12 protein-coding genes and 1 pseudogene are annotated in these 18,485 nt (G+C 63.3%); 5 read left to right on the top strand and 8 right to left on the bottom strand.

The window, feature by feature from the left end:
• The first annotated feature begins 209 nt into the window (after positions 1-209).
• Positions 210-905, top strand: coding sequence for a PAQR family membrane homeostasis protein TrhA (gene trhA, locus WCB02_RS01430; RefSeq protein ID WP_423955542.1), 696 nt, complete (start codon positions 210-212; stop codon positions 903-905).
• Between the two features lie 24 nt (positions 906-929).
• On the top strand, positions 930-1,724 hold the full coding sequence (locus WCB02_RS01425) for an SDR family NAD(P)-dependent oxidoreductase (protein ID WP_423955540.1): 795 nt from the start codon (positions 930-932) through the stop codon (positions 1,722-1,724).
• A 1,042-nt stretch (positions 1,725-2,766) separates the two neighbouring features.
• On the opposite strand, the gene WCB02_RS01420 is transcribed toward WCB02_RS01425, so the two are convergent.
• Positions 2,767-3,150 (bottom strand): DUF4267 domain-containing protein, encoded by a 384-nt coding sequence (locus WCB02_RS01420; RefSeq protein ID WP_423955538.1) that lies wholly within the window; start codon positions 3,148-3,150, stop codon positions 2,767-2,769.
• Between the two features lie 99 nt (positions 3,151-3,249).
• Between WCB02_RS01420 and WCB02_RS01415 the strand changes: the two genes are divergently transcribed.
• The gene (locus WCB02_RS01415; protein ID WP_423955536.1) at positions 3,250-3,816 is read left to right on the top strand and encodes a TetR/AcrR family transcriptional regulator; all 567 of its coding nucleotides are present in this window, start codon (positions 3,250-3,252) and stop codon (positions 3,814-3,816) included.
• A 573-nt stretch (positions 3,817-4,389) separates the two neighbouring features.
• On the top strand, positions 4,390-7,131 hold the full coding sequence (locus tag WCB02_RS01410) for an ATP-binding protein (protein ID WP_423955534.1): 2,742 nt from the start codon (positions 4,390-4,392) through the stop codon (positions 7,129-7,131).
• 178 nt (positions 7,132-7,309) lie between these two features.
• On the opposite strand, the pseudogene WCB02_RS01405 reads toward WCB02_RS01410, so the two are convergent.
• From WCB02_RS01405 to WCB02_RS01385, 5 genes and pseudogenes are all read right to left on the bottom strand, one after another.
• Positions 7,310-8,602, bottom strand: a pseudogene (locus WCB02_RS01405) (MFS transporter); the annotation flags it as partial.
• Positions 8,603-8,815: 213 nt separating this feature from the next.
• Positions 8,816-11,383, bottom strand: a complete 2,568-nt coding sequence (locus WCB02_RS01400; RefSeq protein WP_423955531.1) for a two-component system VirA-like sensor kinase — start codon at positions 11,381-11,383, stop codon at positions 8,816-8,818.
• A 126-nt stretch (positions 11,384-11,509) separates the two neighbouring features.
• Positions 11,510-12,235 (bottom strand): winged helix-turn-helix domain-containing protein, encoded by a 726-nt coding sequence (locus tag WCB02_RS01395; protein ID WP_423955529.1) that lies wholly within the window; start codon positions 12,233-12,235, stop codon positions 11,510-11,512.
• Between the two features lie 447 nt (positions 12,236-12,682).
• Positions 12,683-13,120, bottom strand: coding sequence for a GNAT family N-acetyltransferase (locus tag WCB02_RS01390; RefSeq protein WP_423955527.1), 438 nt, complete (start codon positions 13,118-13,120; stop codon positions 12,683-12,685).
• Positions 13,117-13,572 carry a hypothetical protein gene (locus WCB02_RS01385; protein ID WP_423955525.1) on the bottom strand — a complete coding sequence of 152 codons (456 nt, stop codon included), beginning with the start codon at positions 13,570-13,572 and terminating at the stop codon, positions 13,117-13,119. Before WCB02_RS01385 ends, WCB02_RS01390 begins: the two co-directional genes overlap by 4 nt.
• 367 nt (positions 13,573-13,939) lie before the next feature.
• Between WCB02_RS01385 and WCB02_RS01380 the strand changes: the two genes are divergently transcribed.
• Positions 13,940-14,704, top strand: coding sequence for an NYN domain-containing protein (locus WCB02_RS01380; RefSeq protein ID WP_423955523.1), 765 nt, complete (start codon positions 13,940-13,942; stop codon positions 14,702-14,704).
• Positions 14,705-14,714: 10 nt separating this feature from the next.
• Here WCB02_RS01380 and WCB02_RS01375 read toward each other — a convergent pair whose 3' ends face one another.
• Both WCB02_RS01375 and WCB02_RS01370 read right to left on the bottom strand, forming a co-directional pair.
• Positions 14,715-16,652: a cache domain-containing protein gene (locus WCB02_RS01375; RefSeq protein ID WP_423955520.1), complete on the bottom strand. Its 1,938-nt coding sequence runs from the start codon at positions 16,650-16,652 to the stop codon at positions 14,715-14,717.
• A gap of 454 nt (positions 16,653-17,106) precedes the next feature.
• A partial coding sequence (locus WCB02_RS01370) for a methyl-accepting chemotaxis protein (protein ID WP_423955518.1) occupies positions 17,107-18,485 on the bottom strand: 1,379 nt, incomplete at its 5' end.

The raw sequence follows: 18,485 nt of genomic DNA, 5'->3' as shown, positions 1-18,485 counted from the left end.
TCATGGACCGGATCGGAACAATCAGCGGGAACAGGCTTTGCAGGAACAGACTTTGCACAGACAGACTTGGAAAGTGGCGATTGGTGGTTCAGAATCAAGCTTCATATTTCGGACGCCATTTTTCGGCGAAGTGACGGGAGCCGTGAACGCATCGTTGACCCTGCGTGACCTATGTCCTATCCGAGCGCAGTGAGCCCTTAAGGTAGCCCATGACGATCTTCAGACTGAAGCAACTCGCCTCGACCACGATTCATGCCGCGACCGGCGCGGTGCGCTGGAACTACGACCGGGTCGAGCTGATTGCCGACGGCGTGGTTCATGCCATCGGCATCCTGTCCGGCCTGATCGCTGCGACCGTGCTGGTCGTGCTCACGGCGGTCTATGCCAGCGGGCTCGATATTTTCGCTGTCTCGGTCTATGTCGCGGGGCTGCTGTCGATGCTGGTGTTCTCGGCGAGCTACAATCTGTGGCCGGTCTCGAGGACCAAATGGGTGCTGCGCCGCTTCGACCATTCCGCGATCTATGTGCTGATCGCGGCGACCTATACGCCCTTCATCATGGAGATGCGCGACAGCGCGATCGCGCTCGCGCTGCTGATCGGCGTCTGGTGCGTCGCGACCGTCGGCATCGTGCTCAAGCTTGGATGGCCGGGCCGCTTCGACCGCCTCGCGATCGGGCTCTATCTGGCGCTGGGCTGGAGCGGCATGATGCTGTATGATTCCGGGCTGACGGTGCTGCCCAGGATGGCGCTGTGGCTGGTGCTCGCCGGCGGGGCGCTCTACAGCCTGGGCGTGATCTTTCATTCCTGGCGGCGCCTGCGCTTCCAGAACGTGATCTGGCATTGTTTCGTGCTGTTGGGCGCGGCCTGCCATTACACCGCCGTGCTCGATCTGGTTTTGGCCTGAGGCTCTCATCAAAGGAGCGTCGCGATGCAGGTGACCGGCAAGGTCGTGGTGGTCACCGGCGGCGCCAACGGCATCGGGAAGGCGCTGTGCGAAGCCTTTCATCGCGCGGGCGCGGCCAAGGTGGTGGTCGCCGATCTCGATAGCGCGGCGGCGCGCGCCGTGGCCGCTGCGGTCGACGGCGCGGCGTTCCAGTGCGATGTCGCGCAGGAAAAGCACATTCTGCATGTCATCGAGGAGACCGAGCGGCAGTTCGGTCCGATCGCGCTGTTCTGCTCCAATGCCGGCATCGGCGGCGGCTTCGATCCGTTGTCGGTGAATGCGGGTGGCTCTTCGGACGAGCCGTTCGCCCGGAGCTGGGCCATCCACGTGATGGCCCACATCTATGCCGCGCGGCATTTGATTCCGCGCATGAAGGCGCGCGGCGGCGGCTATTTCCTCAACACGATCTCCGCGGCCGGACTGCTGTCGCAGGTCGGCAGCCCGGCCTATTCGACCACCAAGCACGCCGCGGTCGGGTTTGCCGAAAATCTCGCGATCTCGCACAAGGCTGACGGCATCAAGGTGTCGATCCTCTGCCCGCAGGGCGTCGACACCAACATGCTGCGTGCGATCCCGAAAGGACCGCAATCCGGCGACGGCGACCTGACGCCGGAGCAGGTGGCGCAGGACGCCTTGGCCGGCCTTGCGCAGGAGACGTTTTTGATCCTGCCGCACCCGCAAGTGCTCGGCTACATGCGCAGGAAGACCGAGAATTACGATCGCTGGATCGCAGGCATGGCCAAGATCCAGGCGAAGATGCGCGAGGATTACGGGAAGTGACAGACGCCGGGTGAGCAGGCGCTGGTTGACCGTGCATCCGAAACCGCGTGCGAACACGATTTCAATTCTCAAAGAGCTCTCTCCACCGTCATTGCCAGCCAACGGTCCCGCGTATGCGCGGCCGTTGAAGTGAAGCAATGCATCGCGCCGCAAAGAGAGAAAGCACGGGTTACTTCGTCGCAAGGGCTCCTCGCCATGACGGAGCCCACAGCTCCGCGTTCTCGCGGCGCTGAAAGCGTCCGAGCTGTCGTCAGGTCCGCCCTCGAAGATAGAGGGCGTGGGGGATGCCGGGCGCCCGATGCACCCGCAGCCTCGTGTGCGCTGTAGGGTAGTGAATTATGCACACGAGTATTCACAGCGGTCGCACCGGAATCACCCGGCATCCCCGCACGCGAAGGTTTACGGCTTATACGCGCTCTCCTCGGTGACCATGCTTTTTTGCCACCGTCGCCTTCGAAATTGCTTCCGCCGACTTGACGCCTGTGCCTTGGAGCGTCGGGACCACACGATTTCGCCGTCCGTATCAGGCTTGTTCGTCCGCTCGCGAATGCGCGCTGCAACCCTGATCCGTCCACCGCATCCCGCGCCCAACGTTCGTGACGATCGCGAAGCGCCCCTCTTGACCGGGCACGGGATGCGGATAGGTAACAGCAATTTCTGAAAAAACGAAAGAAGAATATTTTTCACCGTAGGGCTGGACAGGGAATCAGGTTGAAGCGGCTGGCGAAATTGACTTTTCGCGCACCTGATTTTCAAGCCGTCCACAGGTCCTGGTCGTGGGGCGTCGATCCAAATCGAGATTGATTGACCGCCAGCCGGGAAGGGAGAGCTCTCACGTTTGGCCGACGGACACGTCGTTCCCAAGGGACCACATCAAGGCCCGATCGGGAACGCGAGAGGCGAGAGCCGAAGCCGATGACGCATGAGAAGTCGAACCCCGCCGTAGGTGTGCTGTGAAGCCGGCGCCGGCCAATGCAATGGCCAGTAGCCACGCCATCGCGTCCGCTGCGGGTATCTCAGGGATCGTCATGCTTCGCTCCCGTCAATTGGCTGCGCCGATAAGGCTTGCGCCGGTTGCGATGATGACCAGGGCCGTCAGGCCGTGAATGCCGAGGGCGGCTGTCCGGCTGCCGCCCGATCGAAGCACGATCGCCGCGTCGCCCATCGGGATCAGGCTCGCCACAAGCATGAATTCGCCGAGCAGGCGCGGCGGTCCGCTCACCATGAGCAGGACGACAAACAGGCCGGACACGATGTCTCTCAGGCCCTTCACGGCCAGCCATCCGATAAAGCCGGTCGACAGCGGTGGAGGATTGGGGATCCCGAAGCCGCGTGCCGCGCCGGCGGGATCCCATAGAAAGCGCGACCCGATGAATAAAATCCCGACCGCGATCAGGCTGGAGAGCAAATATCCGGTGAGAACCATGGTGGACTCCTGTCATTTGCAGAAAATCTAGCATTGCTAGAATAGATGTCAAACGGAATCTAGCATTGACACGATTTCAAGCATCGATAGGATTTTTGAATGTCGATCGCGGAACGCAGAGAGCGCCAGCGTGCGGAGCGCTACGAGCTGATCCTGGCTGCGGCGCGCGAACTGGCCGAAGCCGAGGGCTGGGACGCCGTCACCACCCGCCGTCTGGCGGGGCTGATCGACTACAGCCAGCCGGTTCTCTACAGCCACTTCAGGGGCAAGGCCGACATCATGGCCGCCGTGGCCACGCGCGGATTCGAGGAGCTTGCGGCGCGACTGCGAATGGAAACGACGAACGTCGCCGGCGCTGCGGACGTCTTGCGCAACGTCTGTGCCGCCTATCTCGATTTTGCCCGGTCGCACCCGGTTGTGTACGAGGCGATGCTCGTCCTGCCGACCAAGATCAAATTCGCCAGCGAGGAGACGCCGACAGCGCTCCGTGCCGCCTTCGCCGAGCTGGTCGCCGCACTCGGGCCGGATCGGCAACAGCCGGAGTTTCTGGCCGAAGTGCTGTGGAGCGCGCTGCACGGCATGGTCGTCCTTGCGCAATCCGACCGGATCCCGGCTGCAGGCGCCGCGGTTCGATTGAACGTTCTCGTGCAACGATTCAGCAGGTAGCTCGCAGATGGAGCATCACCGTAGTCGCGCTCGCACTTCACGCCCGAACTTCATGCTCGACCTTGGCGCGCCGGATAATGACCACCGCTCGTGAGACCCACCGCCTTTGCGAGCGCAGCGAAGCGATTCATCGCGCCGCGCAAAAGCAAGGTAGATTGCTTCGCCGCAAGGGCTCCTCCCGATGACGGAGCGCATGGCTCCGCATTCTGGCTGCGATGCGTGCAATGCACCGACAATACGGCCCGCTCGATGGCGGCTCTTCCCAATTTGTAGAGGATGCCCATCGCCACCAATCCGGTGCGGCTTTACCGTCTGCGCTGCCTGATCCAGCAAAGCTCAACGTTTTCGTCGCCGATTCAAGAGCAGCGCGGCCAGCTCGCTGACTGGCGGTTTTGACTAGGTGGCGGGAAGCTGTTACACGTTTACGTAGTGCCGTCGCCCGGCCTGATCGCTCGCGCCCTCGATTGCAGGCGCGGTCGGAGCCAGTCGTCGCGGTGCTCCCGGCGGGGTCCAAGCGGTACTGATCTGCAGCAGGCTCCGATTGAGCCGCGGAGCGCCAGGACGGAGCCGGGCATGGGGTTGTCGGCGCGTTTGACCGCGGGGATGGTCGCCCTGATCGTGCTGACCGTGGTCGCCACTGGCGCGCTCACCTATCATAATGTGTCCATGGTCGAGATTCCGCACGCGCTCGATCGCCTCGACATCCATGCCGGTCTGCTTGCCGCCGATCTGGAGGCCTCTGTGAGCGGATTGCGACGCGATGTGCTCGAGATTCCGAAAGCGGCAGCCGTCGCCGTCGAAGGCGTCAGTCGCGCGACGCGAGGCGGCGGCGCAGATCCCTTCGGTGTCACGACGCTGGCCCAATGGCGCGGCGCGCTGAGCGAAAGATTCGCCGCCCGACTGGCCGCCAATCCGGCTTACCGTCGGATCCGCCTGATCGGTGCCAGCGACGGTGGCCGGGAGATCGCGCGGGCCGATCGCATGGGCCCAGCGAACGCCGTGCGGGTCGCGCCCGAAGCCGAGCTCCAGCCCAGGGGCGACCGTGATTACTTCCAGCGCGCCATGCGGCTGCGCGCCGGCGAGGTCGATATCTCACCGGTCGAGCTCGATCGGGAGCAGGCAGCGATCGACACGCCGCGTGTGCCGATCGTTACCGCGTCGACTCCGGTCGTGGGGCCGGACGGGCGGCCATTCGGAATTGTGGCCATAGATGTCGACCTGCGCGGGCCATTCGCGCGTGTGCGCGAGAACGCCCGAGCCGGCAGCGCAGTTTACATCGTCGACAGCGACGGCGACTATCTGGTCCATCCCGATCCGGCTCGCGAGTTCGGCTTCCAGCTCGGCGCGCCGTCGCGCCTGCAGGACGATTTTCCCACGCTGGGCGGCATGCTGGCTGGTGGCAAGGCGGCACCGCAGGTCGTCGAGGATCATGGCGGTGCGGAGTTCGGCGTGGCCTCGGCCGGTGCGCGGCTTGCCGAAGGACCCCAGCTATTCGTCGTCGAGGCGGTGCCCTACGCGGATCTCGCCACGACCTTGACCACCGTGCGCAACTCCACCGTGGCCGCGGCCCTGGTGGCAGCGATCGGCGCCGTCCTGCTGGCGATCGTGCTGGCGCGCTCCTTGACCCGGCGTCTCACCCAGATGACGGCGGCGATCGACAGCTTCGGGCGCGGCGAGCCGCTGAGCCTGCCGGTCCGGTCCAGCGGCGAGATCGGCGCACTGGCCCGTGCCTTTGATCGCATGGCTGCCGAGGTGCGTGAAAAAACCGCGTCGCTGGAGAGCGAGATCGTCGAGCGCCGGCGGCTGTTTGCGAGCTCGCTCGACCTCATCCTGATCGTCGACCGCGAGGGCACCGTGATCGAAATCAGCCCGAGCGCCGAGGCGATCCTCGGTTATCGTCCGGAGGAGATCATCGGCCGCAAAGGTGCCGCGCTGCTGCATCCCGGCGACGTCGAGCGGGCCCGCGAGGAAATGCGGGCGATACGCCAAGGCCGCGCCACGCGAAACTTCGACTGCCGCTATGTGCACCGGGACGGCCGCACCGTCCCGCTCACCTTGAGCGGGGCGTGGCTCAAGCTGGAGCAACGCTATTTCTTCATCGGCCGCGACATGACGGAACGCATCGCGCTGGAGCAACAGCTGCGCCAGTCCCAGAAGCTCGATGCGATCGGTCACCTCACCGGCGGCGTCGCTCATGACTTCAACAACATCCTTACCGTCATCACCGGGACCATCGAGATCCTCGCCGACGCGGTCGCTCATTCGCCGCAGCTTGTGACGATCGCCCGGATGATCGACGACGCAGCGGGGCGTGGCGCCGAGCTCATTCAGCAGCTGCTCGCTTTCGCCCGCAAGCAGCCGCTGCAGCCGCAGTCGACCGACGTGAACCGGTTGGTCCTCGACACCGCCAAGCTGCTTCGTCCAACTCTCGGCGAGAGCGTCGAGATCAGGATGACGCTCGAGGAAGATGCCTGGCCGGCGATGATCGATCCGACACAGCTCGGCACCGCGCTGATCAACCTGGCGGTCAACGCCCGCGATGCCATGCCGGGCGGCGGCAAGCTCATCCTGGAGACCGGTAACGTGACGCTCGATGCGTCTTTTGCCGCGATCCAGGCGGAGGGGGTCCGGCCCCGTTCCTATGTGATGATCGCCGTGACCGACACCGGAATAGGAATCCCGGCGGACATTCGCGATCGGGTGTTCGAGCCGTTCTTCACGACCAAGGATGTCGGACAAGGAACCGGACTTGGGCTCAGCATGGTCTACGGCTTTGTCAAGCAATCGGACGGCTACATCAAGATTGACAGCGAGGAAGGCCACGGCACGACTTTCAAGCTGTACCTGCCGCGCAGCAGCGAGTCCGTCGCACCGATCGAGCGGCCGGTCGCCGCCGCCGAGGGCGGCGAGGAGACCATTCTGGTGGTCGAGGACGACGCATTGGTCCGTCAATACGTCGTCACGCAGCTGGAAAGCCTGGGCTATGCGGTGCTCGCGGCTGCCTCGGCGCGCGAGGCTCTCGAGATGATCGCCGCCGGCCGCGCATTCGACCTGCTGTTCACCGATGTGATCCTCGGCAGCGGACTCAACGGTCCAGCGCTCGCCGACGAGATCCTGCGGCTGCGCCCGGGTGTCAAGGTGCTGTATACATCCGGATACACGAAGGACGCGATGGCGAGCCACGGCCGGATCGATCCCGGCGTCGCGCTGATCCATAAGCCCTATCGCAAGGTCGAACTCGCGCGCAAGATCCGCGCCGTGCTCGGCACACCCTCCGGCAGGGCGACGCAGGATTGGCTCAGAAGGTTGCGATGAATCGCGGCGGCCGGCCGGACGTCCGCGACCTTACGGGTAACGACGGTCAGACCGTGAACCAGCGCGGTCGCGGTGATCAAGGCAGCGCGTTCGCCCTTGGCCCTGTTTGAGGCCCTGTTTGATCGCCGGAGTCGCCGACGACGATCCACCCCACATGAAAATCCGGCGCGATGGCGTCGATTTCCTCGACGCCGACGTCCGACAAGAGGCTATCCTGATTGACCTGCAGGTAGACGCCGAGAATCACGCAGAGGGCCGCCATGAACAGCAGATAATAGGCGTGGGACATTGGATTGAGCGGCAACAAGGTCGCGATGCCGATCGGCGTCAGTCCGCCGAAAATCGCATAGGACAGATTGAAGGAGAAAGACACGCCGGTGAAGCGCACATTTGCCGGAAAGCAGCGCACCATCAGGTACGGAACCACACCGACGATCGACACGGCAAGACTCATCACCGCGTCCAGCACGAAAAGGTGGATCAGCGACAGGCCCGCATGGCTGTAGAAGGCGAAAGTCGCGACGCCGAAGATCGCGCCACCGACGATGAAAAACCATCCGACACGAACGCGATCGACAATTGCGCCGGAGAGCGCCGTCCCGATGATCAGGAACACCGTGCCGAAGCAGGTCGCGAGCAGCGATTGCTGCGCCGTGTAGCCGTAGAGGGTCTGCAGGAAGGTCGGCGTCATCAGCGTCGTCATCAGGATGCCGGCGGACAATATCCAGGTGAACAGGACGGACAGGATGACGCCGCGCAAGTGGCTGCGAATGATGACTCGCAGCGGCAGTTCCGCCACCAGCAGCCGGGTCCTGCGCATCTTCACGAACACAGGCGTCTCATCCAGCCAGCGGCGCAGATAGACCCCGATGATCCCGAATATGCCGCCGATGAGAAACGGAATCCGCCAGCCATAGGCGAGCAGCTCGTCCGGGCTGAAAACGATATTGGCGATCGCCGCGATCGCCGAGCCGAGCAGAATGCCGAGGGTCAAACCCGAGCATATCAAGCCGCATGCGAGGCCGACGCGGCGTCGCGGAACGTGCTCGGCCACGAAGGTCCAGGCGCCGGGAATCTCGCCACCGATCGCAGCGCCCTGGAACATGCGCGTGATGACCAGCAGGAGCGGCGCCGCGGCTCCGATCGAGGCATAGACCGGCAGGCAGGCGACGCCGAGCGTCGCCAGCGCCATCAGCAGGATGGAGAAGGCGAAGATGTGCTTGCGTCCAAAAAGGTCGCCGAAATGCGCCATCACGATGCCACCCAGCGGCCGCATCAGATATCCCGCCGCGAAGATCCCGAAGGTCTGCGTCCGCACCAGCCAGCCCGCCATGTCGGGCGGGAAAAACAGCTTTCCGATCGTCGTGGCGAGAAATATGAAGATGACGAAGTCGTAGAATTCCATTGCCCCGCCGAGCGCCGCCAAGGCAAGCATGCGGGCGTCGGCGAATGCCATCGGATGCTCCCTCATCCCGGCGTGATGCACGGTCAAGAGAAACGCCGCCGTCGAAGGTCGAGCTGAACCATGCAAATCCCATGCAATCGGAAGCGTCGGCAGAACAGGCAGGCCGCCTGTCCCGCAACGATGACTCTTCGGCGATGGCATCCCGATGTCAGTCGCGAGAAATTGCGTTACCGTTGTAACAAGGCCCGCGCGCCAGCTGTTTGACAGCTACTTTGACACCTACTTGGCGGAGGAACACGAGATGCCGGCCAGCGCCTCGCGGGATGATGCCGGTGGCGTATTGTTGACCTTGTTGAACATCGCGCTGGCCAGGCTGACCGAGCTGACCGGTTTGCGCAACGCTCCCAGTGTTCGCAGGGCGTGTTCGTCAATCGACGTGCTGCTGGTATAATCCGCAATGAGAAGGATCGGCGCCGCCTGGATCGAGCCGTCGATCTTCAAATGCCCCGAGGCTGCGGCCGATACGACATCCATGATGATCAGGTCCGCGATGTTGGCTTCGGCATCGAGCCAGTTCAGCAGCGGGTCCAGGCTCGCGAAGCCGATCGGCTCATAGCCCAGCGCCGCGATTTTTTCCTCGTACATCAGCCGCAGCGTCGACTCCCGCTCCAGGATGATCACCGTCTGCCCGTTTCCCAGTGGTACCGACCGCTCGTCGAAGAACTGGCGAAGCGGGATCGGCGGTTCGACAGAGATCGGAAAATACAGATCGAAGCGCGTCCCGACATCGAGTTGGCTTTCGACATGGATCTTCCCGTTCATGCCGGTCAGATTGCCATGGACCGCGGCGAGGCCGAGACCGGTTCCACCGAGACTGGACTTGGTGGTGAAGAACGGCTCGAAGATGTGGGGAAGCACATTCCCGGGAATGCCGCTGCCGCTATCGGAAACGCTGAGACGCGCGTAGTGGCCCGGAACCAGTTCGCCATGCGACAGAGCGGTCCTGGTCCGGGTCTCGACCGCACGGAGGACGATCTCGACGCTTCGCGTTTCGGCCGAAGCCTGCGCGGCGTTCTTGCATAGATTCATGACGATCTGCTGGATTTCAATCGGGTTGCCGAGGACCGGCAGCGGCTTCTCCGACAGATCCGCGATCAACTCGAAGTCATGAGAAAGCGACATGCGGAGCAGGGGAACGATGTCGGCGACCGCTTCGACAATGTCCAACGGCCTGCTGACGCGCTCGCGTTTGCGGCTGAACGTCAAGATCTGATTGATGACGTGTCTTGCACGTTCGCTGCTCGAAACCATCTGCTCGACATAATGGCGTGCCTGCGATGGCTTGCGCAGGAGCTGAAGCGCCATTTCTCCGTAGCCCAGCATCGCGCCCAGCACGTTATTGAATTCATGTGCAATGCCGCCGGCCAGCGTCCCGACTGCTTCCAGCCGCTGGGAATGTTCGAGGCGGGCTTCGAGCTGCTCTCTTTCGCGTCGGCTTCGATGGGTTTCGACGCATTGCGTCACGATTTCGATCGCGCCGCGCAGCAGCAGAATTTCGTCGCTGCCGGGCTTCATGCGGGCCTCGCAATGTTCGAAGATCAAAAGCGCCGCCGCGCGGTCGTTGATCTCGGCTGCGATCGCCGCCCCTGCGCTGGTCGCGTTTCCCGTGAAGGCCTGCTCTCCCTGACGCTGCAGGTTTCGGTAGTAGAAACGCTGACCCGACGGCTCGCGGCGCCTGGCCTCACTCAGCAGATATGCCGAAAACTCCCGTACCATCAATCCGAACGGTGCGTCGTCCGGCGAGCCGAATTGCTGCTCTGTGGCGCCGGTCTCGATGTCGAGGATCGTGAACCGATAGCGCGCCGCCTCGAAGAACTGCGCGAGAAGCGCCAGCGCCGCCTCCATCGCGCGGGAAAAATCCGCCGGTTCGCCGTCAAAGCCGGCCTTGACCACGCTGATGGTGGCCTCGAAGTCGAGCCGCTGCGTCAGTCGTCGGGTCTGGGCGCGAAGACGGTAGACCAGGAGCACGATATATCCGCAGAGAACGACCGAGATCGCTTCGAGAAAGCTTCGTCTCCATCCGGCACGCATACTGGTCCTGGCGAACGCATCGAGGTATTTCCGCTGCAGGTCCTGCGCGCGAGCCGACGTCTCGGACGCCTGCAGCAGCGCGACGGTCTCGTCGACCTGCGGAAGCGTGGCCAGGATCAGGCGGCCATGGATCGCGAGCGTCGCGAAGCCCGGAACAGGTACGGCGTCCGGCTTCAGCACGGAGTCGAGCTGGAGGCGAATTCGTTGCGCCAGGTCGTCGGCCGGCGCCGCGGCGAAACGCATCATCAGGTTGCCCAGATCGTTCGCGGACATCAGCGCTCGCTGCACCTCCGGATCGGGATTGTCATGCAATTCACTGAGAATCCGGCTGAAGACGGCAAGAGAATTTTGCAGCAGCGCATTGCGCGTCTTGAACTCCTTGACCAGGGCTTCGTCGCGGTCGATCGATTCGGATACCTTGGCCAGCAGCTTCTCGAGGCCTTTGTCGCAGCCCACGTCGCTCTGCGAGAACAGCTCGCGCAGCCTCGTCACGGCTCCATGGAGATTGACGAGGGGTTCGACCTGGGGGTCGTCGTTTCGAACCAGACCGGCGCTTGCCCGCAAGACGTCGCGCTGGAGCGAGGCGTGATTGATGTCGATCGTCTGCAGCGCGGTCAGAATCGCCTCATGCGTCTCTCTCGATGGCCCGTGCCCAGCCGCAAGGACCGCCAGGAGAGTCGCACCGAGGAACGGCAACAGGAAGACGCGAAGGTCGCGGCCGTTCCTGCGGCGACGATGCTGCGAGCTTGTGTCCATTGCGATATCCGGTCAGCGTCTCGATGGGCGACGTCGTCGTATGGTGTCGCGGCGGCGGCGAGGCCGACGCAGACCAACCCCGCCACGGTGGCGCGGCCCCTCGCCGGATTTCGCCTGGCGTGACCATCACGGCACGGTCTCGGCAAGGTTCTCGACCGAGACCTCGGCGTCGAAGACGTAGCCCGCGCCGCGCTCGGTCCGGATCAGCCGCGGCTGTGACGGATCGCTTTCCAGCTTGCGGCGCAGCCGCAGGATCAGGATATCGATGCTGCGATCGGTTTTCTCGTCGTCACGAACGCAAGTCGCCGACAACAACCGTTCCCGCGACAGAATCTGGCGTGGCTCACGCAGAAAGACGAGCAGCAGATTGAGCTCGGCCGCGGTGAGCTTTATCTCTTGCTTCGAATCGTGCAGCAGTTGCCGCCGCCTGAGATCCAGCATCCAGGCTTCGAACGAATAGCACCGACGGTCCTGCTTGGGCTGCAACTGCGGCGTTTTGCGCAGCGCCGCCCGAATCCGGGCGAGAAATTCATGCAGGCTGAAGGGCTTGGTAATATAATCGCAGGCTCCCAGTTCGAGACCGACAACCTTGTCCGCTTCCTCCAGGCGGTCGCCGCTGATGATGATGATCGGCGCGTCCGAAGTTCCCGCAAGCGACCGGACGATTTCGAGGCCGTCCTCGCATCCGAGGTTGCGGTCGACGATGATCAGATCGGCGGCGTCGGTTGAGAGGACCTGTGCCAGCTGCCCGCTATTGCCCACACCGGTCACCCTGAAATCATGCTGCGACAGATAGTCGACGATGAGCGCGCGCAGCTTTTCGTCGTCATCAACCACCAAAATATGCTTCAACATGTGATTCCGTTTACTGCCGCGCAGCGCGCCTGCCTCGGGAGGTCTTGAGGAGGCCTGACGTTTGCGCGCCGCAAGGAACCGCTCGCCGTTCAATCGCCTCCGGCGGCTTCGGCCATGTTGCGGAAGCGTCGGGTTGCAATATCTCCCCGATCGACGTTGCGCTATTATTTCAAGCCGGCGCATTTTTGTTACGGATGCAACATGCGCTGGTCCATCCCGATGGCGGGATGCAGTTGCGCGGGCAGCGCGAAACGGCCTGTAGGACCGGATTGCTTATGCGCCAGGCAAAGCGGCGGTTACGCCTGCGATGAAGGAATAGCGATCCACATCGGTCCGGCATCGCGAACAAAACGAGAAACCTGGCGAGAAACCTAGATCGTCAGCTTCGACAACCGGCGAAAGCATGGAGAAGCATGGAAGAGTCATGCTTCGCGGGATGCCGTATTACTTCCAGACGTAGAGGATATCCGGCGCTCCCTCTTCGTTCTTGCTGCCATCGCGCAGGGCCTCCACCACAAAGCCATGCCGCTCATAGAACGCCCGCCCCCGCGCGTTCACCTCGAAGCAATACAGCCGCAACCCGCCCGGGTGCTCCGCCTTCGCGCGCGCCATCAACGCCGAGCCGATGCCCTGGCGCCAGACGTCCTGCCGCAGATACAACTGCTCGATCCACCCCGGCTCGGTGGCCATATATCCGACCACCTCGCCCGCGACCTCCGCCACCACAACACCACCTGTCGGCAGCAACCGCCGGCCGATATACCAGCGCAGCTCCGCTTCGCTGCGCGGCCATGCAATCGTCGGCATCGCCGCGCGTTTCGCCGCCAGGTCGATCGCCGCCAGTGTCGCGACGTCATCCGGCGTAGCGCTCCGAATGTTCATTCGTGGCTCCTTTGACGAAGATATTTGCGCTCAGGCAACCACGCCCAATGCGCGTTGACGTCGCGCCCGAAGCCCGCGGCCGTCAGCAGATCTCGCCAGTCGCTCTTTGCGAGCGCGATCGCGTGGTCAAGCTTGTCCAATGTCCCTTCGCTCAACTTCAGCGCTGCAAACCTGAGCCGCTCCAGCGCTACCTCGTCGATATTTTGCGAAAGCGGTAGATTGTTTCCGCATTGCTCGAGCAGGATTGCGCGGACGAACTTGTGTTCGTCGGGCGGGAAAAGAAGCTCAATTCGCTCTTCCGTTTCGGGACTAATTGGCGATGGCGCCACGCTGCGATTGCCTTGTTGGGAAGACCAGTCGCCGGGCCGATGTGTCCGCAGTCCGATGACTGGACGAAATCGGTGAAGCATAGCACGACGAGTGTGGCCGCGCACGACGAGATGCGACCGCATGCGGCCGCTGCGTTCTGCACGACGGCAACCGCGACACCGCGCACCTTCCGTTCCGCCATCGCCTCGCCGGCGAGAGTGTCAATCGGGAATCAGTGCCCCGGCCCTTGACCGCGAATCGGAGACCAGCACGCTGGGCAATGGATAGATGATGGATTGAAGCCCGCCGAGTCCACACAAGGCGCGGGCCGCCCGGACTCGACGAGTTCATGAAACCAATCGTTTTTGGGCACTCGGACCTCATCCTGAGCTCCCAGCTGCGAAACCGGCGAACCGTTCAACTAGGCGGCCATCTCACGGCCGGCGCAGCCACCATCATCGCCGACTCGCGGAATTTCTGCTAGATCACCGTCCGTCTGGGAGATCTATCATGCCTTCTGAACTCCGCTCGCCGCGTCTTGCCGTTCTCATTGATGCGGACAATGCGTCCGCGAAGATCGTGGATGGGCTGTTCGAGGAGATCGCCAAGATCGGGGAGGCGAGCGTTCGCCGCATCTACGGCGACTTCTCCAGTCCGCGCTCCAGGGCCTGGGCCGATACGCTATCGAAACATGCCATCATACCCCAGCAGCAGTTCGCCTACACCACCGGCAAGAACGCATCCGACATCACGCTGGTCATCGATGCGATGGACCTGCTCCATAGCGGCCGGTTCGACGGCTTCTGTCTGGTGTCCTCGGATAGCGACTTTACCCGGCTTGCCGCCCGCATCCGCGAGCAAGGCGTCGATGTTTTCGGGTTCGGCGAGCAGAAGACCCCGGAGAGCTTCCGCCAGGCCTGCCGCAGGTTCGTGTACACCGAGAACCTGCTGGCCGGCGCGGCGAGCAATCAGGACGCCGCCTCGACTGCAAAATCGCTTCAACCCCCAGGCGCGGCCACGCCCATCATCATGAAGGTCATCACCCAGATCGAAAGTGAAGACGGCTGGGTATCCCTGGGAGAAGTCGGAAAGCAGCTCGCCAACCTGGCGTCCGACTTCGATCCGCGAACATTCGGTTTTCGCAAGTTGAGCGATCTGGTGCGAAAGACGAATTCGTTCGAAATCGATCAAAAAGGCGACACCATGCGCATTCGCACAAAATCTGCCGCCGGATCGACACCGAAATCAAAGACCGCAACCAAAGCTGCGACATGAATCAACTCGATCAAGCGGCTTGACGGGTCGACACCAGCTCCCTGACGGCCCTGGCGGCTTCGTCCGACAATTCGAATCGGAGCAGCGTAGCGGTTTCACTCTTGCGCGCGACAAAACCGGTCAACTCCGTCGCGATGCCGTCGACCAGCAACGCAATGGGCGTGTCGACGGAGGCATCCGGCAGGGCTTCATCGAGCATGGCGCCTGCGAGCGAGAGCTCGCGAATGATCACTCGGGCGGATCTTCCCTCGATCTTCAGCAAGCCCGGGCAACGGAGATCGACGCGGGAGGAAATGCGGCGGTCGACGTCGCTCGTCGAGGTCCGGATCAGCCGCACCAGCGTGGCGCGAAGATCGGCGACCTTGCCGGCGATCTCGACCGAACCGTCGCGGATTTCCGATGCGCGCCGGCCGGTCTCGATGGCCTCGTCGGAAACCGATCCGATCTGAGCTGCGACCTCGCGGGCCGCTTTCGAGGTTTCCTCGACGGTGCGCGAGATCTCGACGGTGAACGCGCTCTGCTTTTCGATCGCAGCGGCAACCGACGACGACACCGACTCGACCTTGCGAATGACCTCGGCAATGCCGACGATCGAGGCAACGGAGGCTTGCGTCGCCTCCTGGATTTCGGTGACCTGCTGGGCGATTTCGCTGGTTGCTTTCGCGGTCTGCTCGGCCAGCGACTTGACCTCGGCCGCGACCACCGCAAAGCCCCGTCCGGCCTCGCCGGCGCGGGCGGCTTCGATCGTCGCGTTGAGGGCCAACAGGTTGGTCTGGCCCGCGATTTCATTGATCAGGCTGGTAACCGCGCCGACCTTGCCGGCGGCCTCGGACAATTTGGCGATGGTGGCCTGCGCCTGGCTCGACGCGGTGACGGCTTCCAGGGTCAGCGTCCTCGATGACTCCATCTGGGAGGCAATTTCGGCGATCGAGGCGGTCAATTGCGAGGAGGCCTTGGCGACGGTCTGGGTGCTGGCAAGGGCTTCCGCCGCCGCCGCTGCAACGCTGCTGCTGTTTCTTCCAAGCGAAAGTGCGCCGTCGGTCATTCGCACCGCGTTGCCGGCCATGCGATCGGTGCCGGCCGCGACTTCACCCACGGCGGCGCTGCTTTCACGCTCGACGGTTTGCGCCATCTCCTGCAGGGCCTGCCCCTTGTTCCGTTCGGCAATTCGCTGCCGCTCTTCTTCCAGGGTCGCCTCGTCGCGAGCCTTGTCGGCGGCCTTGACCTTGAACGCCTCGACTGCCTGCGCTACCTCGCCGACTTCGTCACCGCGGTGAAGGCCGGGCAGTACCAGCTGAAAATTGCCCTCGGCGAGTTCGTGCATGGCGCCGGTCAGCAGTTTCAGGGGCCGGATCAGCGAACGTGCCGCAACATAGCTGACGGCCATCGCCAGCAGGATCGCGCCAAGCGTCGAATAGATGATGATCGAAAGCGTGCTGTTGGCGCTCTCGAGAAATTCGGCCTTGCTGATTCCGACATAGAGAACGCCGAGCACCTTGCCGTTCGCATCCAGGATCGGATCATAGGCGGTCATGTAGAGCGCGCCCAGGATCTCGACCTCGCCGCGAAATGGAGTCTTGCGGTCGATGACCGCTTCGTAGGCCGCACTCCGCGCCAGCCTGGTTCCCACTGCCCGCGTGCCGTCGGGTTTCCTGACATTGGTGGCGATTCTCAGATCATCGAGAAAAACGGTGCAAGTGCCACCGACCAGACTCTTGACCTTGTCCACCGTGGCAACGTCGTCGTTGAGGACGCGACCATCGACCAGCAGTTTGCCGTCGACGCTGGTGAAATGACCGCCATTGGCGCGAACCACGTCCCACGCGACCCGCATGTTGGTGTCAACGCGCTCCAGCGCGGCCTTGGTTGCACCGGCCTGAAGCACGTACCAGGCCACGGCGGTCAGGCACACGCCCAGCAAGAGAATCCCGAACGCCGATAGCAGCATGATCCTTGGGACCAGCCGGAGGTTTCTTTGTCGGCGAAGCGGCGATGCTGAAGATATCGGTCGCGCCTGCATCAAGAAGTCCCCTCGTTAACCGACACCACCAGTTCGAAATCGGTCCGGCCTGATGAAGCGCCGTCGCCGGATCTCGGCCCTGCGAGCTCCGGCGTCCGCATCGCGAAATGCCTCGCGATTCCATCATGACATTGTTTCACGGGCCGGATTGCCGACCGTTAATTTTGCGGACCGTAATTGTACGGCCATGCGTCATGGGATCGTCCATGCCCGGCTTTCGCGGCGCGGACGCGGACACCTGCGCAAGTTGTCACGCCGACGAATGATGCGACACGCGGCAGGTCTTGGGGATCGTTGCCGACGGTGCCGATGAACCTCCCGCCTTCAAATCTTCAGCCGACAGCCGCCGCAGGAGAGTGATCGCGCCGGGAGGCGCCGCCATTCACGCGACGAAACGGCCCTGGGCTGGGCCCGATTGAAGCTGATCGTACTTGCCCCGCCGCTCCGGGCCCCTGAAGGTCGGATCGGCCTCCTTGCGGCGCTCCATCGGACCATTGCGCAGCTTGATGAAGAACGCCTGGACCTGTTGGGCGAGAGTGGTTGCGGCGGTGGCGACTTTGCCTGACGCGTCCAGCACCCTGTCGGCGGAACGGTTTGTCTGCTCGATCGCGCTGTTCACCGTTGAGATGCTCGACGACAATGTTTGGGTGCCGGAAGCGGCCATCTGCACGTTTTGAGAGATTTCGCGAGTCGCCGCACCCTGCTGTTCGACCGCGCTGGCTATGGCGGTGGTCACCTGGTCGATCTGACGCATGGCGACCCCGACTTCCTTGACGGAGGCTACGGCCGTTTCGGTGGAGGCCTGGATGCCCGTGACATGCTGGGCAATCTCCTGGGTGGCTTTCGCGGTCTGCTCGGCGAGCGACTTGACCTCTTGCGCAACCACTGCAAATCCACGTCCGGCCTCACCGGCGCGCGCGGCTTCGATGGTCGCGTTGAGCGCGAGCAGGTTGGTCTGTGCGGCGATTGCCTGGATCAAATCCACCACTGACGAAATGCTTTGCGCCGCCCTGGCGAGACCTTCGATTTCGGTTTCGGAGCGCGCGGTGACGGCCCCCGCGGAACGGACGGTCGAATTCGACAATTCGATCTGACGGCCGATCTCCTGGATCGAACTGGTGAGCTGTTCGGCGGCCGACGCGACGGTCTGCACGTTGGTGGCGGTCTGCTCGGAAGCTGTTGCGGCGGCGGCCGCCTGCTTGGTCGCATCGCCGGAAATCCTGGCAAGGGCCTCTGCGGTCTGTTTCATGACCCCGGCATTTTCGCCGACGGTCGCCAGCAATTCGTCGGCGGTTTGACGGAACCCGTCGACCACGATTTCCATGCCCCGGTTGAGCTCCTCGCGGGCCTCGACTTCGCCGGCGAAGTTCTTGGCGGCCTCCTGCTGGGCGATGACGTTGTCGCGGAATTTCGCGACCGCACCCGATACCTCGCCGATTTCGTCGGCGCGCTGCGCAGTCCTGAACGCTGCCGTGGTGTCGCCGCCGGATAGCCGGACGGCGTCATGCACCAGCTCCGCGAGCGGGCCGGTAATGCCGCGGGCGATGAGGAAGGCGACCAGCAAGCCGAACACGGCTGCGACGCCGGCCATGATTTCCTGAACCGCGACAGTGCTGCTGACGCCGGCCTTGGCATTCGCGGTGGTCTTCGAATACGCCGCCTCGATCCCTGACTTGACCTTTTCGATGGTATCAATCGCGCTCGTGGTCAACGGGGTCGCGCCCTTGTAATAGATCTCGTCACCGAGCAGCAGGTTGACCG

The organism is Bradyrhizobium sp. (assembly GCF_049581145.1).
Lineage (GTDB): Bacteria > Pseudomonadota > Alphaproteobacteria > Rhizobiales > Xanthobacteraceae > Bradyrhizobium.
This window is presented reverse-complemented; position numbering and strand designations above follow the sequence as displayed.